The organism is Arthrobacter sp. GCM10027362 (assembly GCF_042679445.1).
Classification (GTDB): Bacteria; Actinomycetota; Actinomycetes; order Actinomycetales; family Micrococcaceae; genus Crystallibacter.
This window is the reverse complement of record NZ_JBHTML010000001.1, coordinates 40,856-62,186: the sequence shown is the minus strand read 5'-3', so window position 1 is coordinate 62,186 and position 21,331 is coordinate 40,856. Positions and strand designations below refer to the sequence as shown.

The window sequence follows — 21,331 nt, the reverse complement described above, 5'->3', positions numbered from 1 at the left end:
GACAAGCCTATGGCCTGCGGTAGTACCTGGTGCACAATCGGTTGCAGAATCGGTCCAGCTTCTAGTGCATTCTGTACACTCGGACGTAACGATCTTCGTCGACACCCTAATGAGGCCTGGATGCAGGACTTTTCGGCGCGTATCCCCCGTGCCATGCCGGCGCCCCCAAACCCTGGGCCGGCAGCAGGCGCGCAGGCTGCCCCGTTGGACAACGAACTGTGGGCGCTCATCCGCGCCGCACGGCAGGGTGGCCTGCAGGCTATTGTTGCGGCCCTGCACCAGGGCACCGGGGCCAGCACGGCGCTGTTCGACCTGAACGGCAACACCCTGGCCGCCGCCCCGTCCCGCACCCTGTGGGATTACAGCCGGGTCCTGGCCATCAGCCTGGATCCGGACCCCGAATCCTCCGTCACGGCGCGCCGGGTGCACGTGGAGAACGAACCCGTGGCCATCCTGGCCGCGGCCACCATCGGCAACAGCGCCCGCCTGCTTGAGGCAGGGGTGGATCTGGTAACCCTGGAGGTCGGACGGCTCCGTGCCCGCCAGGAAGGCCGGCGGGAGCTGACCCAGCATGTCATCGAAGACCTCGTCCACAACCGGGTTAGCCTGCAGGAAAGCAGCACCCGGCTGCGCAGCCTGGGTTTCGATCCGAACCGCCGGTACCGTGTGCTGCTGGGGCAGGCCCGCATGCGGCGCGAACGGTTGATTTCCGTGCCGTGGAATATCCACGCGCTCCTGAGCAACCAGCATGAGCCGTTCATCCGCGTCGTCGTCGAAGGCCGTATTTTCATGCTGGTGCCCGACGATCCCATGGTGGACCGGATTGCCCAGTACCTCCTCAGGCACCTGCAGGAGGTCGGATCCGAGGCTTCGGTCGGGATCAGTACCGCCTACACGGGCACCGGGGGCATCCGTGCGGGCTATTTCGAGGCCCTGTCCGCGTCCGAATCCGGCACCGGCATCCAATACCCCAGCATGGTGGACCTGGGCCACCTGCTGACCCTGACTACTACCGCCGTCCCGGTCCGGGACATCGCCGCGGCGGCCCTGCGGCCCCTGCTGGACTACGATGCCGGGCACGGCACCGAACTGGTCCGCACCCTGCACGCCTTCCTTACCGCAGACCGTTCACTCAATGCGGCTGCAGACGCCCTGTTCATCCACCGCAACACCCTCAGGTACCGGCTGCGGCAGATCGTCGACCTGCTGGGCCACGGCATTGACGGCACCCGGCAGCTCAGCAACCTCTGGCTGGCGCTCCAGGCGCTTGAAACCGGTGCGCCTGCCGCGGACGGAGACTGACCGGGCCGGTGTCCGGGAACGCTGACGGGGCTCCTGCCGAACGTTCCATCCGGCAGGCGCCCCGTGCGCGTTGGCCGGACCAACCGGCTCTGGCGGCCCGCTACTGAAGGGCTGCGGACAGGTTCCGGCTGCGGCGCCGCCGGTCGAGGGCGACGCCAATGAGGAACGCAACCACCGGGAGCACCTGCAGGGCGATGCTGGTGATGGCCGGGACTTCGCCGGTCAGGATGCCGAAATTGGCATAGGTCAGCACCAGGACGAGTCCGATCACGGCCACGGCCAGGGCGGGCGCAACCAGGGTCTGCCACGGCCTGGTGTCGGCCTTGGTGCGACGGAAGTAGCGGATCACGGCAATGCTGGTGATGACGAAGAGAGCCATCACGCTGATGGTGCCGACGGCAATGTGCCAGGGGAAGACCTGCAGCACCGGGTCCATGCCCAGCAGCACCCACACGAGCAGGGCAGCCGTCACGACGCCGGTGGACACCAGGGAAGCGAAGCTGGGCGAACGGTGCTTCTCATGGACGATGCCCAGCTTGCCCGGCAGCAGTCCGGCGTTGGCCAGCGAGTGCATGTACCGGGAGGTCACGTTCTGCAGGGAGAGCACGCAGGCGAACATGGAAATGATCAGGAACACCTGGACAATCTCGGAGAAGACCTTGCCCAGGAAGGCAGCCGCCGTCGCCAAGTACAGGTCGCCCGGATTCTGTTCGGCTGCCGGGACCAGTCCGTTCACGCCCCAGGCCTGCAGCAGCGACCAGAGGGCCAGGACGTAGAAAATGCCCGTGCCGATCACGGCAATGTAGGTGGCCCGCGGAATGGTGCGCTCCGGATTGCGGGCCTCGTCGCGGAAGATTGCCGTCGACTCGATGCCCATGAAGACACCGATGCCGAACATCACCGCCAGGCCCAGGGCGGGCGTGAAAATAACCTCCGGTGCCAGCCAGGAGGTGGCGGACAGGCCTTCGGGCCCGCCGCCCTGGAGAACGACCGCGACATTGATGATCAGCACCAGCGCCGCTTCGGTGATCAGGGCGAAGGCCAGGACCTTGGCGCTCAGGTCGATATTGCGGTAGCTGAAGTAGGCGGTCACGACGATGCCTGCCGCGACGTAGGCCCACCAGGGGATTTCGGGCGCCGCGCCGCCCGTCCATTTCTGCACCAGGTCGCCCAGCATAAACCCCATATAGGCGTAGACCCCGACCTGGACGCAGAAGTAGGTCAGCATGGCGACGAAGGCCGCCCCCGCACCGGCGCGGGGGCCGATCCCCTCGCCGACGTAGGAATAGAAAGCCCCCGGATTCTTCACGTGCGGGGTCATGGCGCAGAACCCGGTAATAAAGAGGCACATAATCAGGGTGCCGACGGCGTAGGCGAAGGTAATCCCGGGGCCGTTGGAAATCAGCAGGTTGATCGATGCCCCGGCGACAACCGTGAGCGGGGCGGCCACGGCCACCACCATGAAGACAATGGAGGCAGTCCCGAGATTGCCTGTTAGCCGGTGGCCGACGTCGGGCGGCGACTCGGCGCTTACCGCGCTGTTTTGGGTCATGACGGCAAAAGCCTTTCGCATAGGAGAATCCAGGAGAATGCGCTTTGTGTTCCCCGGCACAAAACGTGCTTTGAACATTAGGCAGATTCCCAGCCCGGACCTATGTGCGCCGAGGACAACCGTCGCCAAAAGAACTGTCCCGCGTGCACGCCCTTAGCGGCTACTGGGGATACCTGGCGTTAACTTCTTCCGCGTGCACATGCACGACGTCGAACAGGGACACCAGCCGTTCGCCGTCCCGGATGTGCGCAACGCCATAGGATTCCGGGGGCAGGGGACGGCTGAGCCCGAACAGCTGCCCGAAGGGATCCTCCAGAACGGCGTACCGGTTGTAGACGGTGTTATTGGCCGGGACCACGATCCTGGCCCCGGCTTCGATCCCCCGGGCTGCCACCCGGTCCACGTCATCAACCGCCAAGTACACCAGCCATTTGGTCATGCGGCTGTAGTCGAGGGGCCCCCGGAAACTGACGATGCCGGCTGCTTCGACCGGACCGGTGTGGATCAGGTGGAAATGGTAGGGATCGTCCACCACCGCATCAGCCCTGGCATTGAGCAGGTGGGCATAGAACCCGGCCGCGGCCGGTGCGTCGGCCGTGGAGTAGTCGCAGTTGGTGGCCCCGATGGCGTCGGCGCTGTCGTTCGCGCTGTCGCTCAGCCCCGTCCAGACCCCGAACGAGTCCACGCAGTACGCCCTGGATTTTCCGTCGGGCCCCCGAAGGTCCCGGCCCTGGCCCCCGCGCTCGGCGGCGCGCTGCTGGGCCGCGCGGACGTCGTCGACGTGGAAGACCGGGATCCAGCCCGGCGGCGGGCCCTCCGGCTCGGGGACCCGGACGGAACGTACCCCGCTGCCGGACAGGCGCTGCCAGGTGTCCCACACATCGCCCTCCGAGGCACCGCCGACCAGCCAGGCATAGAACTCGGAGCTGGCTTCGGTGTCTTCGGCAATCAGCTCAAGACCGACCAGCCTGGCGGGCGACATTGCGGCACTCATACCTCGAGTATGCCTGATGGAGGTGCTTCCGGGCTCCGGAAGCACCTCCTGAAGAGCAGCCCGGCCCCGCCCCATTTCAGGAAGCCAGCCGGTGGACCGCGGCGCGGTGGTACACCAGCGGGATTTCGTCCTCCGTCTGCAGCCGGTGGACGCTCAGGAGCGCAATACAGTGGTCGCCGGCGGCGACCTCCTGCACCAGGGAGCATTCCAGCCAGGCCGACGCGCCGCCGATCAGCACCGCGCCGGACGACAGCTCGGTAATGTCCACGCCGGAGAACCGGTCGCCCCGGCCGGCCAGCTGGAAAACGGCCTTGTCCTGTGTTTCGGCGAGGATGGAAATGCCGATCCGGCCGCCGCTGCGCAGTTTCTCCCAGGTCGAGGAACCGTTCTGGATGCAGACGGACACCAGAGCCGGGTCCATGGATACCGCGGCGAACGACGACGCCGCGAAACCTGCCGGCCGCCCCTCCACCAACGCCGCCAAGGCGACGACGCCGCTGGGGAACTGGGAAAAAGCGGCCTTTACCTGCTCGCGGGTCGGCTCGGCGAGCCGGAGAACCGATTCGGGGGTGGCGAGGGCGGTCATGGCTGTCCTTTCGCTGGATTGGATGCTGTCGCGGCGGCGTGTGCTCTACTGCCGCGCTGTACCACCAGTCTGGGCTCCCAACTGATGCCGGGCGATGTAACAAACCACAAGGATGCGCGGCCGGCTTGTCCTGTGTGCACAACCGGGCAGCGGAACTGCCAGACAAGCCGCAGGGCCCGGATCCGGTGCACCACCGGATCCGGGCCCTGCAACAGGGACAGGTCTTCTGCGCCTACGATGCCGGATCAGCCGGCTTCAGGCTTCGGAACCGCAGGTTCGGAAGCTCCTCCGCGCGGGGGAAGCCCGGCGGGGCGGCCAGGACATCCGGAATGCGGCTAAGCGCAATGCCGGCGGTGGCTTCGATGCCCGGCAGCGGGCTCACGCGCAGTGAGACCGGTTCGGCCAGCGACGGGACATGCACCGTGGCGACCGCGTATTCCTCCTCGCCGGGTTCGAAGACCTTGCCGATGAGACGGACCTCGATCTGCACGCCCTCGGACGTGGCCAGGGCCGCCGTTTCCACCGAGCCGGTGACCAGCCCCGGTTCCAGGACCAGGTCCAGGGCCGGAACGGGCAGCGGAACGGACGCGACGGTGGGTTCCAGCCGCACGTCCTCGGACACCACCTGCAGTCCGGCCAGCCCGGCGATCATCCGGGCGCACTGGCGCGAGATCACGTCCTGTCCCTCATGGGCGGCGGGATGGTACTCCTCGGGCCTGACACCGATCTGCAGGATCCTGAGCAGTTCCGGGCCGAAGGCGCCGAAGTCCCCGGCGCATTCGATCTCGATCCGTTCGGCGCCGTGGACCAGGCCGGCGAGCAGGACCGGCAGCCGGGCCATGACGACGTCGTTGATCCCGGTGCCCAGCAGCGTCGCCCCGCCCGCCTTGCCCGCGGCGTCGAGTTCGGCGGCAGTGACCGGGTCGTAGTCCCACGGATACAGCGCGTCCTCGCCGATGGTGAGGACGTTGATGCCTGCCGCCAGGCATTCCTTCGCCGGGCCCAGCAGGTCCGTCAGCGCCGTCGTCGTGAAGAACAAGGCAACGTCGGCCATGCCGCGGGTGGCCGTGAAGTCCGAAACGGGGCTCACGGCCAAGCCGCAGGGGACGCGCCCGACCACCTTCCCCAGGTCCTCGCCCACGTGGCTGGACCGGGTGAAGGCGCCGACGATCTCCGCGCTGTCGTCGATCAGCGAAGCGCAGGCGGACGCACCCGCGGCCCCAAGGCCGAATATCAGGTAGCGGGGATGGCTCATGGCTTCTCCTGTTTGTTAGTCGCCCAGCAGCGCCGGCTGCTTCTCCCAGATGGACTGAAGGGATTCACGTTCGGCCTCGATGCTTTCCTTGTCGAAGCGGAAGTACGAGCGCGGCGGCAGCAGCCCCCAGACGTTGGAGGAGTGCCGGTCGTCCGGGTACTCGCGCGGTTCGTGGGTGGCATCGAGCTGCTCCATGTCGCAGTAGAGCTCGATGAAGCAGTCGCCTTCGGGCAGCCGGACGTAGCCGGCCAGGTTGCCGCCGATGCCGTGGCGCACCGGGCCCCAGGGCATGACACGGCCGTACTGGGCCAGGTGGTCGAAGGACTGGCGGATCTGGCCCCAGTCCAGCATGTCGAAGGCGATGTGGTGGAAGTGCGCATCGCCGGTGTTCACGAACGCCATCACGTGATGGTCCGCGCCGATGTGCAGGAATGCCCCGGCGTTGGCACCGAGCTTGTCGGCCAGCTTCATCCCGACCACGTTGAGGTAGAAGTCCACCTGCCGGTGGATGTCGCCGGTCAGGTAGTTGACGTGGCCGAGCCTGCGCGGGGCGCCGATCCGGTGGTTGCGGGTGGTCTGGCGCCATTCGCGGGGGAACTTGTCCTGGCCCTGCTTCGGGCGGTATTCGACGAACTGGATGCCGTTGCCTTCCAGGTCCGCGAAGGTGACCCCCGCCTCGGAGCGGGTGTACTGGACCCGGTGCTCCTTCAGGTGCTTTTCGGCCTCGTCGAGGCTGAAGCCCGGCGCCAGCTGGTACGCGGCGTGGATAATGCCCGGCTTCGCGGCCTGCTGCAGGATCAGCGAGGGGTTTTCGTAGTTGCAGGCCAGCAGGCTCTGCCTGCCTTCCCGGCCGACCTGGGTCAGGCCGAACTCGTCTTCCCACTGATGGGTGGAGGCGTCCAGGTCCTCGACGCCCATGAGCACGTGGTCGATGTCGTGCAGCTTGATCATTGTTGCTCCTTTTACTGTGTCCGGCCCCGGCAGTCCGGGTTTTTGCGCCGCAAGCTTGTTTACTTTGCTGAACGTCAATACTACTATAATCACCAACGGTTGTACCGGCAATAGTTCTCCACATGTATAAGGAAGGCGACCATGACCAGTCCCCTGCTTGACCGCGACGCAACGCGGCCGGCCTTCGACGCCGACTACCTCGACCAACTCCTGGCCCGCGGCATCCAGGTCATCCGGGTGATCCACGCGGACCTGTTCGGTCGCCAGCGCGGCAAGCAGTACCCGGTGTCCTCGCTGCCGGGCCTGGCCAAAGGCATTGCCTATTCCAAGATGGCCAATGCCGAAGACCTGCTCGGGGTCCCGGTGGACGAGAAGGAATTCCCCGCGCTGGCCAACCACCCGGACCAGCACGCCTACCTGGACATGGACACCGCCTTCGTGCCGCCGTGGGAATCCGATTCGCTCTGGGTCCTGGCCCGCCTGTCCGAGGACGGGAAGCCCTCGGCCCTGTGCCCGCGCAGCCAGCTGGCCGCGGCCACGGCCCGGCTGCACGAAGACCTGGGCCTGCGCGCGGTGGCGGCCGGCGAGCCGGAGTTCTATCTCTTCCGCAAGGACGGGACCGGCAGCCGGACGCCGTACGCGCCCGACGGCGTCTCCTACACCATGGACCGGATCACCGACCCGGACGGGGCCGTGGGCCGGATCCACCGGCAGCTGATCGAGATGAACATCGGCGTGACCGTGGTCAACCGGGAGTTCTCCCCCGGCCAGTTCGAGATCAACCTCGCCCACAACGAGGCACTGTCCGCCGCCGACTCGGCCTTCCTGCTCAAGACCGGCATCAAGGAGCTGGCCGTCATTGAAGGCCTGGAAGCCAATTTCATGGCCAAGCCCGTCACCGGCGAGGAAGGCAGCAGCCTGCACGTCCACCTGTCCCTCTGGCAGGAGGACGAGAATGTCTTTGCCGCCCCCGACGGCGCGCTGAGCCCGGCGGCGCTGGCCGCCATCGCCGGCATCCAGCAGCATGCCCCGGCCATCATGGCCTTCGCCGCCCCGACGGTAAACTCCTACAAGCGCCTGACCGGCAACGGCCTGAGCCCGCGCACCAGCAACTGGGGAGAGGACAACCGGTTCACCTTCGTCCGCGTCCCGGCCGAACGCGGAGGCGCGACCCGGCTGGAACTGCGCGCCGGTGATGCCAGTGCTTCATCGCACCTGCTGATGGCCGCCATGATCCACGCCGCCGCCGACGGCATCCGGCGCGGCCTGGTCCCGGACGAGGCCGGGAAGCCGCTGCCGCGCAGCCTGGGCGAGTCCGTTGCCGCGCTCGAGGCCGACGAGGTGCTGCGGGCCGGCTTCGGCGACGAGTTCACCGCCGTCTACGCCGCGCTAAAGCGCCGCGAGATTGAAGCCTTCGAAGCCACGGTGACCGACTGGGAGTGGAACCTGTACCGGCGCCACGTCTAAGCCGGAAGATATCCGCGGCCGCTCTACTGGCCCGCATGGGGGTGCCCGGCCCACTGCGGGCCGGACACCCCCATGCCGTTGATTCTTCGCAATCCGGCAGACTGTATCAGTGGCCATATCTCCCAGCACCTTCAAGCCGAAAGTGTCTGCATGAAATCATCGTTCCGCCGCGAAAGGGCCGGCTACCGCTGGCTTACCCTGGTCACTGTGAGCCTCGGTCTGATGCTTATCGCCCTTGACAATTCGGTGCTGTACACCGCGCTCCCGACTTTGACGGCAGAGCTTGGCGCGACGCCGTCGGACACCCTGTGGATCATCAACGCCTATCCGCTCGTGATGGCCGGCTTCCTCCTTGGCGCCGGAACCCTGGGAGACAGGATCGGGCATCGCCGCATGTTCCTGGTTGGGATCACAGTGTTCGGTGCCGCCTCGCTCCTTGCCGCGTTTGCCCCGACGAGCGGCATCCTCATCGCGTCACGCGGCCTGCTGGCACTGGGGGCTGCCGCCATGATGCCTGCGACACTGGCTCTTATCAGATTAACGTTTACCGATGACAGGGAACGCAGCGTCGCGGTGGCAACGTGGAGCAGCACGGCGTTGATCGCAGCTGCCTTTGGTCCGATGGTGGGAGGGGTGCTGCTTGAACACTTCTGGTGGGGCTCGGTTTTCCTGATCAACGTTCCCATCGTACTGATTGCCATAGGGCTGGCATCGGCAGTCGCGCCTCACGACGAGCCCAACCCGCACAGCCGCTGGAACGCAATCTCCAGCCTCCAGGCAACTGCAGCCCTCGCCGGTTTGGTATTTGCGATTAAGTCTTCTGCTGCCGCCGATCCGGTCAGCGCCTCGTGTGCCGCATGCGTTGCGGCAATTGCCGGGTGGCTCTTCGTGAGGCGGCAGCGGGTGATGGAACACCCGCTGCTTGACCTTCAACTGTTCCGGCAGCCGCAGTTCGCCTCAGGCGTCGTGGCCGCACTCATTACGATGTTCATCATGGCAGGACTCCAACTGCTGATTACGCAGCGGTACCAGCTTGCCGACGGATACAGCCCGCTGCAGGCGGGACTGCTGGTGAGCGCCATAGCCCTGGGAGCGCTTCCGGCGAGCTTCCTGGCAAGCGCACTTGCCCACCGCCAGCCGGTCAGGAGGCTGCTGATCGGCGGCTTCACTGCAGTCCTGGTTGGGTTGCTGGTGGTCCTCCTTTCGCCGCCGACACTCGTGCCTGCAGTAGCCGCTGCCCTGCTCTTGGCTGGATTCGGCGTGGGACTGACGATGACCATCGCTTCCCTCTCCATTATTAACGGGGCCCCGCCGCACCGGGCAGGGATGGCGTCCGCCATCGAGGAGGTCTCCTACGAACTCGGCGCCCTCCTGGCCGTCGCCCTGCTCGGCAGCCTGCTGGCGGCATTCCGGAGTACGGGTCCGGTGGGCCGGGACAATATTTCAGGTCTGGTAGCCGGATATTCCTGGCTGCTTGCCCTGACCTGGATTATCACGGCGTCCACCATGGTTCTGCTCGCACGAATCCTGCGCGGCAAGACAGCGGACAGCCCAGCTTCGGAAAAATCGCCGACGTCGGCCTGACCTCGAGCCGATTCCGCAGCGGCATCCAGGCCGGGATGTCGAAGACCTCGGGGCCTGGTTGGCACCGGCCGAATGCCTAAAGGCAGGAGGGAAGGGCAATCACCACCAAACTGCCTCGCAGGACCGCGCCGGACGCCTATGTGAGGCTAGGCCTGCTGACCTGCTGACCGCGGTAGTGGCCCTGCTGGTCGGGCGCGGCGCGCGGAACCGGGGCTCGTTCCGGGCTGCCGTTATTCGTTGAAGGCTGCGGCGCGGGGGAAGGTGTGGACGATCCACACGGAGGCGTCACCGTTTTCCGCCTGCCAGCGGTGCGTCCGGTCCGCCGGATAGGTGGCGTAGTCGCCCTCGGCCAGCAGCACCTCGTGGCCCACCGGCCCCAGACGGATCTTGCCGGCCCGGACGAAGACATGCTCGCGGGCCCCGGCACCGTGGGAGGCGGAGACCTCACCCACTCCGTCCTTGAAGATTTGGGCGTGGATCTCCAAGGTGCCGGCACCGATGACCTGGCTGCGCAGGATATGCCCGAAGGAGGCGGCATCCGAGATGTCCTCGCCCTCGCCATCGTGCAAGACCTCCACCGGAGCACGCTCCGGCAACGCAATCAGGTCAGGGACCGTCACGTCGAAGGTCCGGGCAATGGCCAGCATGGTCTCCAGCGTCGGATTGGTCTGGCCCCGTTCGACCTTGAACAGGGTCGCCTTGGCCACTCCTGACCGCTCCCCCAGTTCGGACAGGGACAGCCCGTGGGTTTCGCGCAGCCGCCGAACGTTAGCCGAAAGCGCCTCAATGTGGTCGTTCATGCCGTCCATTTCTGCCTGCCCTGATGAAGCCATTGAAGACCGCTACCGGCCGCGGAGAGTCCTGCGGGAGGACTGTTAGTTTTTATAGTAAACGACACGGCTGGCAAGGGAACCTAGCCCCGCCGGCGCGGCAATTGGGCTAATTGAGGCCGGCCGGACGCCTCCGGTTAATATTCCGCCCCGTCTTGACCGTGGTGCGAGTCACATCTTATATTCTTAAATCGAACAATAGTACTTTTAAAACAAACGCAGACTTCCTGGCTTGAAGGGATGCATCGCGATGAGCAGAACAGAGATCCCGCCGCTCGGCGGGCCGCGGGCCTGGCGGCTGCAGGCCTCCACACCGTGGACCGGCCCATGGACGGCGTCGGATTCCTCGATGAGCAGCCTGACTTCCCCCAGCCGGTCATGAAATAGGAAGACCGCCATGACAACGATCAAATCCCCCAAATTCCTACTCGGCGTCCTCAGCCTCGTCCTGGCGCTGGCCGCCTGGGAGGCAGTTGCCCAAACCGGACGCTTCGGAAATACCATCCCGCCGATGTGGGAGACCCTGGGGCGGCTGGGCGAAATGCTCGGCGATAAGCGGCTCTGGGCCGCGATCTGGGACACGCTGGTTATTTCCCTCGCAGGATTCTTCCTGGCCATTGTCCTGGGCGTGGCCGCCGGTATTGCCATCGGCACCTCGCACGTCCTCCATCATGCCACCAGGGCGGCCCTGGAGTTCCTCAAGCCCATCCCCGTCATCGTCATCCTCCCCGTGGTGGTGCTGGTCCTGGGCCCGAAGTTCGAGATGAGCCTGTTCCTGGTCGTCTTCGGCTGCGCGCTCCCGATCCTGATCCAGACCGCTGCGGGCGTCGCAGACACCGATCCCGTGGCCCTGGATACGGCACGCTCCTATGGGATGGGGAAGTTCGAGACCCTGGTCCGCATCATCCTTCCCTCCGCCATGGCCTTCATTGCCAGTTCGGTGCGGATCTGTGCCCCGGGCGCGCTGATGATCGCCGTCGTCGCCGGGCTCTTCGGCGGCGGGCCGGGCATCGGCAGGACGCTGCTGCGCGCGACCTCGGCGGGAGCACACACGGATGTCTTCGCCATCGTGGTGATCACGGGCCTGCTCGGCCTGGCGTTCCAGTCCGGCAGCGTGCTGCTGGAGAAGAAGATCATGCACTGGCATCCCTCGCAGCGAACGGAGATTGCATCATGACCAGCGTGCCTACCGCACAGGCTGCCGCCCCTAAGCCGGCCCGAAAGACTGCCCGGGTGCGCCGCTCCGGCCCGACGCGGGCCTTCCTGCTGGCCGTGGAAATCGGTGTCCCGGTCCTGCTCATCCTCGCCTGGTGGACCCTGTCGGCATCCTCGACCAATGCGTTCTTTCCGCCGCTGGCCGAGATCCTGGTCCGGTTCCGGGAACTGTGGCTGTTCGACCATATGCTCAGCGACGTGCTGCCCAGCCTGGGCAACCTCGTGGCCGGCTTCGGGATTGCCGTGGCCGCCGGCCTGGCGGCCGGGTTCCTGCTCGCCGGCATCAAGCCGCTGTCCTGGCTGGCCGACCCGCTCATCCACTTCTGGCGGGCGATCCCGCCGGTGGCCGTGGTCCCGATCTTTGTGGCGGTCCTGGGCTACGGCAACGAAACGAGGGTTTTCAGCATTGTCCTGGCTGCGGTCTTCCCCACGCTGATCGCCACCGTGGACGGGCTGCGCTCGGTGGACCCGCTGCTGCGGGACGTGGGCCGCAGCTACCGGCTCTCCGGGCCGGAACGGATTTTCCAGCTGAACCTGCCGGCGGCCAGCCCGATGATCTTCTCCGGCATCCAGGTGAGCCTGCAGAACGCCTTCATTGTCATGGTCGCCTCCGAAATGCTCGGCCCGTCCACCGGGATCGGGGGCCTGACCCTGCTGGCCCAGCAGTCCTTCGCCACCGCGGACATGTGGGCCGGGATCCTGCTGCTCGGATTCCTCGGCTACGCCGCCAACGCCCTGTTCGATCTCGCCAAGACCCGGATCCTGTCCTGGTACTTTGACGCCCAGAAGCTTGGAGCCTCCTGATGACACACCTGTCCGAAAGCCCCGCCCCCGCCGTTTCCCCCGCCCCGTCCGCTGTCCCGGTACGCCTGGCCGCGACCTCCCTGGCCAAGTCCTACGGCGCCGGCCCGGCGGCCGTGCCGGTGATCGGGGACCTGACCTTCGAAGTTTCCGCCGGGGAAATCGCCTGCATCGTCGGCCCGTCCGGGGTCGGCAAGACCACCCTGCTCAAGTGCCTGGCCGGCCTGCACCCGCTCACCGCCGGGCAGATCGCCATCGACGGCCGTCCCGTGCAGGGACCCCCGCCGGAAATGGCCCTGGTGTTCCAGGAGTACACCCGCTCGCTGATGGCCTGGCTGAACGTGCGCCAGAACGTGCGCCTGCCCCTGCGCCACCTGCGGCTGGGCCGGGCCGAGGAGAACGCCCGCATCGACGAGGCCCTGGCCGCCGTGGGCCTGGCCGGCGCCGCGTCCAAGTACCCCTGGCAGCTCTCCGGCGGCATGCAGCAGCGCGTGGCCATCGCCCGGGCGCTGGCCTACCGGCCCGAGATCCTGGTCATGGACGAGCCCTTCGCCTCCGTGGATGCCCAGACCCGCTTCGAACTCGAGGACCTCTGCCTGCGCATCCGCGAGCAGTACGGCATGACCATCGTCGTGGTCACCCACGACATCGACGAGGCCGTGTACCTGTCCGACCGCATCATCGTCATCGGACGCAAGCCCGCCGTCGTCACCGAAATCCTGCCGGTGGAACTGCCCGGGGACCGCAACCAGATCACCACCCGCGCCCTGCCCGAATTCACCCGGCTGCGCACCCACGTCCTGCAGCTCATCCACGACGCCCACTAGCACCTGACGAAAGGCGCCCAAAGCCACGATGGAACTCCCTGTCAACTCCAATTCCTACCTGCCGCCCTTCCGGGGCGTGATCCGGGAGACGGCCGCGGAGTCCACCCCGGACTGGCCCGGACTGCGCCGCTACGACGGCTCCGCGCCGAACGTCGTCGTCGTCCTGGTCGACGACATGGGCTATAGCGATACCTCGCCGTACGGCAGCGAAATCGACACGCCTGCGCTGGAAGAACTGGCCTCCGACGGCTACCTGCTGACGAACTACCACACCACGCCGGTGTGCTCCCCGGCGCGGGCCTGCCTGCTGACGGGGCTGAACCCGCACCGGGCCGGCTTCGCGTCGGTGGCGCACGGCGACCCCGGCTACCCGCACAGCACCCTGGAGCTGGCCGAGAACATGCCCACCATTGCCGAAAGCTTCCGGTCGGCCGGCTACGCCACGTACATGGTGGGCAAGTGGCACCTGACCAAGGAATCGAAGATGCACGACGGGGCGGACAAGTCCTCCTGGCCCTGCCAGCGCGGCTTCGACCGCTACTTCGGGTCCATGGAAGGTTTTACCCAGCTCTTCACCCCGCACCGGCTGACCCGCGACAACAGCACGGTCCCGGTGGACCAGTACCCCGAGGACTATTTCCTCACTGACGATTTGACCGGCCAGGCCCTGGACATGCTGCGCACGCTCAAGGCCTCGGAGCCGGACAAGCCCTTCTTCCTCTACTACGCCCACCACGCGGTCCACGGACCGCTGCAGGCCAAACCGGAGGACATCGGCAAATACAAGGACACCTACAACCAAGGCTGGGATGCGGTGCGCCGGGCGCGGCACGCCGAACAGATCCGGCGCGGACTCTTCCCCGCCGGCACGCCCCTGCCCGAACCTTCCGAAGCCGGCCTCGGCATCAGCCCTTGGGACCAGCTGACCGGGGAAGAGCAGGAACGCTATGCCCGGTACATGGCCATCTATGCCGGGGCCGTGGACAACATCGACCAGAACCTCGGCCGGCTCGTCGAGCACCTGAAGTCCACCGGCCAGTACGAGAACACCATCATTGTCTTCACCTCGGACAACGGCGGCTCCGGGGAGGGCGGCGGCGAGGGAACCCGCAGCTACCTCAGCCAGTTCATCGAGGTCGACCAGATCCCCGCCGGCTGGGAAAGCGACATCCCCATGGACCTGGAGGACCTGGGCGGGCCGCGCTCGGCGGTGCATTACCCGCGCGGCTGGGGCAACGTGTCCAACACCCCGTTCCGGTACTACAAGGGCCACACCTTCGGCGGCGGTGTCCGCGCGCCGCTGGTCATCTCCTGGCCGGCCGGACTGCCCCGGGCCGCAGGCGATGACGGCATCCGGGACCAGTTCGCCTACGTCACCGACGTCGGACAAACCGTCCTCACCCTGGCCGGGGTGCCGATGCTGACCGGCCGGCACGGCCTGGATGCCCCGCCGGTGGACGGTGTCTCCTTCGATCCGTGGCTGCGCGATCCGCGGCTGCCGGCAACCCGGCAGGAGCAGTACTCCGAGTTCATCGGGCACCGGTTCTTTGTCTCGGGACGGTGGAAGCTGGTCACCGAGCACGCCTACGGGGAACGGCTCAGCCATGACGAGTGGGAGCTCTACGACCTGGCCGAGGACCCGACCGAAACCCGGAACCTGGCCGGTTTTCGGCCGGACATCGTCGCCGAACTGGCGGAGCGGTGGCAGGACGCCGCCCTGCAGAACGGGGTCTACCCGATCGACGACGGCACCATGATGCACTACCGGCCGGACACGGAGCTGGCCTATGAACAGCCCGTCACCCTCGAACACGCCTCGGCCCCGCTGGAACGCTACCGGTCCAGCAAGCTGACGAACCTGCGCTCCTTCGAAATCCGCACCTGGCTGGAAGATTCCGACGCCGAAGGCGTGATCGTCTCCCACGGAGATCCCTGCGGAGGCTATGTCCTCTTCATCGAGGACAACGAACTGCGGTTCACCTACAACGAATACGGCCGCCCCCACCGCATTTCGGCTCCGCGGCCCGCCGGCCCGGCCGAGGTATCGGTCCGCTTGGACATCCTGCCGGACCTGCGCTGGCGGATCGAGCTCCTGGTGGACAGCTCCCCCGTGGCCGGCCTGCCCTCGGTCATGATCCTGTTCCAGCTGGCGCCCATGACCGGCATCAGCGTTGGAGCGGACCAGGCGGGCCCAGTGGACTGGGACCTCTCCCGGCGCCACGGCCACTTCCCCTGGACCGGCACGCCGCTGCGGGTCACCTACCTGCCGGGCCCGAAGGCGGACTACAACCCTGAGGTGCTCATCGCCGCGACCACGGACCGGGAAAGCATCTTCGACTAACCCCGCCGCAGACCGCCACGAGCAGCGGGCGCAGGACGCCGGCAGAGACGGCGCCCTGCGCCCGTCTCCGGCCCTGCCCGGGACGGACTGGAGCACGAAGGGGTAGTTACGCCCGGCCAAACAGCGGCTGCATCCGGTAACGCTGCATCCGGTAACGCAGTACGGGAAAGTTCGTCTTGGATCCGGATCCACCTGAGGTCCTTGTTGTGTGTTTTAAAATTACATATATACTCTTTTAGTGACCATCATCCATCCCCCAGTTACCGGAGGTCAGTCATGACTCAGGCAATCCGTTTTGAAACCGCCGCCGGCGAAGTCCGCCTCGGCCGCCTCGAGGGCGAAACCATCATCGACGCCGGCGCCGCGCCGGCCCTCGGCTTCGACTCCACCCCCGAGGCCTGGGAAAACGTCAAGAACGCCGCCGGCACCAGCTACGCACTCAAGGACGTGAAGGTTTTGGCCCCGGTCCGCCCGCGCAAGCTGATCGCCATCGGCCTGAACTACCAGTCCCACGTGGAGGAAACCAACCTCAAGCACCCGGACGCCCCGGTGGTCTTCGCCAAGTTCCCCTCCTCCATCACCGGCCCGAACGACGCCATCGTCATCCCGCGCGAGGAAACCCGCCCGGACTTCGAGGGCGAGGTGGGCATCGTCATCTCCAAGCGCGGCTACCGCGTGGCCAAGGAAGACGCCTGGGACTACGTCGGCGGCTTCACCGCCCTCAACGACGTCTCCGGCCGCCGTGCCCAGCTGGAGACCCCAATGAGGCAGTTCACCCTGGGCAAGAGCTTCGACACCTTCACCCCGCTCGGCCCGGTCGTGGCCAGCGTCGACTCGGCGGCGGACAAGGACGCGGTGGACGTGCAGACCGTGATCAACGGCGAGACCATGCAAAAGGGCAACACCCGGGACCTGATCTTCGACATCCCGACCCTGATCGAATACCTCTCCCGCGGCCTGACCCTGGAGCCGGGCGATGTCATCGCCACCGGCACCCCCGGCGGCGTGGGCGACGAGCGCAAGCCTCCGCGCTACCTGCGCGACGGCGACGTCGTCGAGGTCACCGTGGCCGGCGTGGGCACCATCAGCAACCCGGTCAGGAATGAGGCCTGAGCCATGGAACTCTTCGTCGAAGGCAACAAGGACTACGTCTACGGCGGGAAGTTCACCGGCCCGGTCCAGCTCGAGATGATGCTCGAGGCCCCCGACGGCACCGAGCCGGACATCGCCCGCGTGCACTTCAGCGACGGCGCCGTCACCAACTGGCACTCCCATCCGGGCGGCCAGCTGCTCTACCTGGTCAGCGGCACCGGACGCGTGGGCAACAACGACGGCGAGCACACCGGCATCGTCCCGGGCACCCTGGTGCAGACCCCTGCCGACGAGAACCACTGGCACGGGGCGGACGACGGCGCCAACGCCGTCTGGCTCGCCATCACCTGGGGCACCACCTGCTGGCACGACCACTCCCCGCTGGAGCACTCCCGGCTGGAGGTGGCGTGAGCAGCAACGCTCCGCTCATCCTGGTCGTGGCGGACCGCAAGTCCGTCACGACCGGGGCGTGGGCCAACATCCCGAACAACGCCCTGCCGCACACCTACGTCCAGGCGGTCGAACAGGCCGGCGGCATGCCGGTGCTGCTGCCGCCCACCGACATGCTGCTGGCCAATGCCGAACGCCTGCTGGACATGGCCGACGGCGTGTTCCTGGCCGGCGGGCGCGACCTGGACGCCGCGCTCTACGGGCGCGAGAACCACCCGCTGAACGACACCCCGCTGCGGATCCGGGACGACCTGGAAATCGCCCTGGCCCGCGGCGCCCGCGACCGCGGCATGCCGGTACTCGGCGCCTGCCGCGGCATGCAGGTACTCAACGTCGCCTTCGGCGGCACCCTCGAGCAGCACCTGGGCGACCGGCTGGACATGACCCCGCACCGCGATACGGTCGGCGAGTTCACCTCGCACCCGGTCACCGTGGTACCGGATACCCGGCTCGCCGGCATCCTGGGCCCGTGCAGCTTCCCCATCGCCGCCCACCACCACCAGGCGGTGGACACCCTGGGCGAAGGGCTCGTGGCCACCGCCTACGCGGACGACGGCGTCGTCGAAGCCCTGGAGGCACCCGACGACACGTTCCTTTTGGGTGTCCAATGGCACCCGGAGGAACGCCTGGACCCCGAAGGCCTGCAGTTGCTGACGGCGTTCGTCGACGCCGCCGGCCGGTATCGGGCCGAAGCCAAGACCGCGGAAGCTGCGCTGCACCCCTGACAAGATAAGGACCACCCATGACGCAGACCCCCACCCCCACCCGTACCGCCGGTTACGCGGTGACCGATCCGGCCACGGGGACCGTACTGGAAACCTTCCCCACCGCCACCGATGACGAAGTCCTGGCGGCAGTGGCCGCCGCCCACCATGCCTTCCTCCAGTGGCGCACGGTGCCGGTGGCCGAACGTGCCCGGCGCGTCAAGCGTGCCGGCGAACTGTTCGCCGAGCGGGCCGACGAACTGGCCGCGATCATTACCCGGGAGATGGGCAAGCGGCTACCCGAGGCCAGGGGCGAGCTGGGCATCGTCGCCGCGATCTTCGACTACTACGGCACCGAAGGCCCGGCCATGCTGGCAGACCAGGAATTCCCCCCGCGCAGTGGCGGCCGCGCGCTGATCCAGAAGCGGCCGGTCGGCGCCCTGCTGGGCATCATGCCCTGGAACTACCCGCTGTACCAGGTAGCCCGGTTCGCCGCCCCGAACCTGGTCCTGGGCAACACGGTCCTCATCAAGCACGCCTCCAACTGCCCGGCCTCCGCGCAGGCCATCGCCGAAGTCCTTGAAGAGGCAGGCCTGCCCTCCGGCACGTACGTCAACCTCTATGCCGCGACGTCGCAGACGGAACTGATCATTGCCGATGACCGGATCCAGGGCATCTCCCTCACCGGCAGCGAGCGGGCCGGGGCGGCCGTGGCCGAAATCGCCGGCCGCCACCTGAAGAAGGTGGTCCTGGAACTGGGCGGTTCGGACCCGCTGATCGTGCTCGACAGCGATGACGTCGCCGCGACGGCCAGGGCCGCGTTCAAGTCGCGCCTGAGCAATGCCGGCCAGGCCTGCAACTCGCCCAAGCGCATGCTCGTCATGGATACGGTTTACGAGGAGTTCGTCCGGGAAATCTCCAGCCTGGCCCGTTTGCTGGTGCCGGGCGACCCGGCCGATCCGGCCACCACGATTGCCCCGATGTCCTCGGCCGCCGCAGCGGACGAGATCGTGGAGCAGATCGCCGACGCCGTCGCCCAGGGTGCCACGCTGCACACCGGCGGCGAGCGCCTGGCGGGCCCGGGCGCCTTCGTCTCCCCCGCCGTGCTCACCGATGTCACGGACGACATGCGCGTCTTCCACGAGGAGCTCTTCGGCCCGGTGATCGTGGTCTACCGGGTGGCGAGCGAGAATGAGGCCGTGGACCTGGCCAACAACTCCGTCTACGGCCTCGGCGCCTCGGTGTTCTGCACCGACGAGCAGCGCGCGGTGGCCCTGGCGGACCGGCTGGAGTGCGGGATGGTCTTCATCAACCGGGCCCCGGACTCCGAACCCGACCTGCCCTTCGGCGGGGTCAAGAAATCCGGCTTCGGCCGCGAGCTCGGCCCCTGGGGCCTGGACGAATTCGCGAACCTGAAGCTGGTGCGGATCTAAGGCATGCCTCCTTATCGGCATAGCCAGGTCAGGCAGGTATAGAGGGCATCGCCACCCGGCACGTGAGCGCAAGCTTGTCGTACCGGGTGGCGATGCCCGCCGTTGTTTGAAAAGGGTGAAGGACTGTTCCACTGCGGCCGGCCCTTCCCGTCGCAGGCGTGGCCTGCCGACGGCCGCGGAACGGCCTGACCCGCTGCCCGTCCGAGGAGGATGCATTACAGTCTTCCAGTCATTGGAATGCTGCATCCCACTACATGGGAAGAAGGGCGTAACTGTTATGGGTTATCGGATCGGGGTTCTTCCGGGCGACGGGATTGGTCCGGAGGTCACCGCGGCGGCCTGCATGGTGTTGAGCGCAGCAGCGGAACGCACCGGTGTGCGGCTGGAACTGACAGAGTATCCGGCCGGATCGGGGCTGTACCGCGACACCGGGGAGAGCATGTCGGAGGCAACGTTTGCGGCCCTGGAGACCGCGGACGCGGTGCTGTTGGGGGCCATGGGCATTCCCTCGGTACGCCGGCCCGACGGCACCGAGGAGGGACCGCAGGTTGATCTGCGGGACCGGTTCGGGCTTTTCGCGAGCCTGCGCCCGTGCCGCCGATACCCCGGGGTGCCCAGCCGCGTGGATGCACCGGGGGTCGACATGCTCGTGATCCGCGAGACCACCGAAGGGCTGTTCGCCGGCCGCCATGACCAGGCGGAGTCCTCACCAAACTCCGCCAGTGACCGCATGACGATTACGCGGGCCACCAGCGAGAAATTGTTCGAGCTCGCCTTCCGGGAGGCGCCTCGGCGGCGTGCGGCAGGCCGGTCGCCGGGGCGGGTAACCCTGCTCGACAAAGCCAACGCGCTGCGCAGCCAGGCCTTCCTGCGCAGCATCTTCCTCGAGGTGGCCACCCGCCATCCCGGGATCGAGTCCGAATGCCTCTACGTCGACGCGGGCATGATGCTGCTGGTCACCGCACCCGAGCGGTTCGACGTCGTGGTGAGCGAGAACATCTTCGGGGACATCGCCTCCGAGGTAGCCGCCGGCGTCGTCGGCGGCCTGGGGGTCGCCCCCTCCGGGGACGTCAGCGGGACGCGGGGCGTGTTCCAGCCCAGCCACGGATCTGCCCCCGACATCGCCGGGAAGGGCCTGGCCAACCCCGTGGCCGCGATCCTGTCGGGCGCGATGATGCTGCGGTGGCTGGGACAGCGCCGCGGCGACGAGCGCCTGCTCAAGGCCGCGGCCGCCATCGATGCCGCCGTGGAAGCCACCCTGGTCCGGGGACCGCGCACACCCGACATCGGCGGCAGCGCCGGCACGCGGGAGGTCACCGAGGCGATCCGTGCCTGGCTCGACACTCCCACCGCCCTTTCCCAGGCATAGGTCCTGATTTGGAAGGGCCGGCCCGGACGCGCGCAACTCCGGACCGGCCCTTAAAGCTCCAGGTTCGCTGGTCCCAGAGCAGGATGAAGATCTTTCGCACGGGCTCGACCACTTCCACGGTTCCGCTCCAGCCCGCGGAAAGGAGGTAACCTTCACCGGCCCGAACCTCTTTAGTGGTGCCGTTTTCGTGGGTGAGGCGCAACGAGCCGTCCACGATAAAGGCCGTTTCGGGCGAGGGAAGATCCTTGTAGGAGAATCCGTCCTGGTCGCAGGTCCACGCGGCAACAGTTCCGGCTCCTTCGCCGTCACCGAAGAGGACTGCCATCTGCATCGTCGGGGAGCCGAACACTTCCGTATACGGAGGCATGGCACCCGGATCCAGATCCCCCAGGCCGATTTCATCGAAGTTTACCGCGGCGAAATGCTGCAGGTTCATGTTTGTCACCATCTCCTTTGAATGGGGTTCCGGCAATACCGCCCGAACCGGTGATACACATCAATTCATATGCCTGAAATAAAGCAGCCGGCTATTGTCGCCAGCTATAATTGGGACCGCCCGCTGGCGGTTTGAACCTCAA

Annotated in this window: 19 protein-coding genes; 12 read left to right on the top strand and 7 right to left on the bottom strand. The window is 67.0% G+C overall.

Annotation, left to right across the window (positions count from 1 at the left end):
- The first annotated feature begins 204 nt into the window (after positions 1-204).
- Entirely contained in the window at positions 205-1,302 is a 1,098-nt protein-coding gene (locus tag ACFQ36_RS00290; protein WP_377009404.1) for a PucR family transcriptional regulator, read from the top strand.
- A gap of 100 nt (positions 1,303-1,402) precedes the next feature.
- Here ACFQ36_RS00290 and ACFQ36_RS00285 read toward each other — a convergent pair whose 3' ends face one another.
- The 5 genes from ACFQ36_RS00285 to ACFQ36_RS00265 form a co-directional block, all read right to left on the bottom strand.
- Positions 1,403-2,854, bottom strand: coding sequence for an APC family permease (locus tag ACFQ36_RS00285; protein ID WP_377009402.1), 1,452 nt, complete (start codon positions 2,852-2,854; stop codon positions 1,403-1,405).
- Positions 2,855-3,014: 160 nt separating this feature from the next.
- Positions 3,015-3,848 carry a VOC family protein gene (locus ACFQ36_RS00280; RefSeq protein ID WP_377009400.1) on the bottom strand — a complete coding sequence of 278 codons (834 nt, stop codon included), beginning with the start codon at positions 3,846-3,848 and terminating at the stop codon, positions 3,015-3,017.
- 76 nt (positions 3,849-3,924) lie between these two features.
- Positions 3,925-4,434: a flavin reductase family protein gene (locus ACFQ36_RS00275; RefSeq protein WP_377009398.1), complete on the bottom strand. Its 510-nt coding sequence runs from the start codon at positions 4,432-4,434 to the stop codon at positions 3,925-3,927.
- A 232-nt stretch (positions 4,435-4,666) separates the two neighbouring features.
- Entirely contained in the window at positions 4,667-5,689 is a 1,023-nt protein-coding gene (locus ACFQ36_RS00270; protein ID WP_377009396.1) for a hypothetical protein, read from the bottom strand.
- Between the two features lie 15 nt (positions 5,690-5,704).
- Positions 5,705-6,640 carry a VOC family protein gene (locus ACFQ36_RS00265; protein WP_377009394.1) on the bottom strand — a complete coding sequence of 312 codons (936 nt, stop codon included), beginning with the start codon at positions 6,638-6,640 and terminating at the stop codon, positions 5,705-5,707.
- A gap of 141 nt (positions 6,641-6,781) precedes the next feature.
- Between ACFQ36_RS00265 and ACFQ36_RS00260 the strand changes: the two genes are divergently transcribed.
- Together ACFQ36_RS00260 and ACFQ36_RS00255 are read left to right on the top strand one after the other, a co-directional pair.
- The gene (locus ACFQ36_RS00260) at positions 6,782-8,107 is read left to right on the top strand and encodes a glutamine synthetase family protein (protein WP_377009392.1); all 1,326 of its coding nucleotides are present in this window, start codon (positions 6,782-6,784) and stop codon (positions 8,105-8,107) included.
- 150 nt (positions 8,108-8,257) lie between these two features.
- Positions 8,258-9,691: an MFS transporter gene (locus tag ACFQ36_RS00255; protein ID WP_377009390.1), complete on the top strand. Its 1,434-nt coding sequence runs from the start codon at positions 8,258-8,260 to the stop codon at positions 9,689-9,691.
- Positions 9,692-9,921: 230 nt separating this feature from the next.
- Here the strand turns inward: ACFQ36_RS00255 and ACFQ36_RS00250 are convergent, their stop codons facing one another.
- Positions 9,922-10,491, bottom strand: coding sequence for a helix-turn-helix domain-containing protein (locus tag ACFQ36_RS00250; RefSeq protein WP_377009388.1), 570 nt, complete (start codon positions 10,489-10,491; stop codon positions 9,922-9,924).
- Between the two features lie 427 nt (positions 10,492-10,918).
- Here ACFQ36_RS00250 and ACFQ36_RS00245 point away from each other — a divergent pair, with 427 nt between their 5' ends.
- The 9 genes from ACFQ36_RS00245 (at position 10,919) to ACFQ36_RS00205 (ending at position 20,753) form a co-directional block, all read left to right on the top strand.
- Complete coding sequence (locus tag ACFQ36_RS00245) at positions 10,919-11,698, top strand: ABC transporter permease (protein WP_377009386.1); 780 nt, start codon at positions 10,919-10,921, stop codon at positions 11,696-11,698.
- Positions 11,695-12,540 (top strand): ABC transporter permease, encoded by an 846-nt coding sequence (locus ACFQ36_RS00240; RefSeq protein WP_377009384.1) that lies wholly within the window; start codon positions 11,695-11,697, stop codon positions 12,538-12,540. Before ACFQ36_RS00245 ends, ACFQ36_RS00240 begins: the two co-directional genes overlap by 4 nt.
- The gene (locus ACFQ36_RS00235) at positions 12,540-13,364 is read left to right on the top strand and encodes an ABC transporter ATP-binding protein (protein ID WP_377009382.1); all 825 of its coding nucleotides are present in this window, start codon (positions 12,540-12,542) and stop codon (positions 13,362-13,364) included. Before ACFQ36_RS00240 ends, ACFQ36_RS00235 begins: the two co-directional genes overlap by 1 nt.
- A gap of 28 nt (positions 13,365-13,392) precedes the next feature.
- Positions 13,393-15,705 carry an arylsulfatase gene (locus ACFQ36_RS00230; RefSeq protein WP_377009380.1) on the top strand — a complete coding sequence of 771 codons (2,313 nt, stop codon included), beginning with the start codon at positions 13,393-13,395 and terminating at the stop codon, positions 15,703-15,705.
- A gap of 276 nt (positions 15,706-15,981) precedes the next feature.
- Positions 15,982-16,818, top strand: a complete 837-nt coding sequence (locus ACFQ36_RS00225; RefSeq protein ID WP_377009378.1) for a fumarylacetoacetate hydrolase family protein — start codon at positions 15,982-15,984, stop codon at positions 16,816-16,818.
- 3 nt (positions 16,819-16,821) lie between these two features.
- A complete protein-coding gene (locus ACFQ36_RS00220; protein ID WP_377009376.1) occupies positions 16,822-17,208 on the top strand; it encodes a cupin domain-containing protein in 387 nt (128 codons plus the stop codon).
- Positions 17,205-17,972 carry a gamma-glutamyl-gamma-aminobutyrate hydrolase family protein gene (locus ACFQ36_RS00215; RefSeq protein WP_377009374.1) on the top strand — a complete coding sequence of 256 codons (768 nt, stop codon included), beginning with the start codon at positions 17,205-17,207 and terminating at the stop codon, positions 17,970-17,972. The genes ACFQ36_RS00220 and ACFQ36_RS00215 overlap by 4 nt, the downstream gene beginning before the upstream one ends.
- A 17-nt stretch (positions 17,973-17,989) precedes the next feature.
- The gene (locus ACFQ36_RS00210; RefSeq protein WP_377009372.1) at positions 17,990-19,384 is read left to right on the top strand and encodes an NAD-dependent succinate-semialdehyde dehydrogenase; all 1,395 of its coding nucleotides are present in this window, start codon (positions 17,990-17,992) and stop codon (positions 19,382-19,384) included.
- 277 nt (positions 19,385-19,661) lie between these two features.
- Complete coding sequence (locus ACFQ36_RS00205; RefSeq protein ID WP_377009370.1) at positions 19,662-20,753, top strand: isocitrate/isopropylmalate dehydrogenase family protein; 1,092 nt, start codon at positions 19,662-19,664, stop codon at positions 20,751-20,753.
- Here the strand turns inward: ACFQ36_RS00205 and ACFQ36_RS00200 are convergent.
- Complete coding sequence (locus tag ACFQ36_RS00200) at positions 20,698-21,189, bottom strand: cupin domain-containing protein (protein ID WP_377009368.1); 492 nt, start codon at positions 21,187-21,189, stop codon at positions 20,698-20,700. The two genes, ACFQ36_RS00205 and ACFQ36_RS00200, sit on opposite strands and share 56 nt — an antisense overlap.
- Positions 21,190-21,331 lie beyond the last annotated feature (142 nt).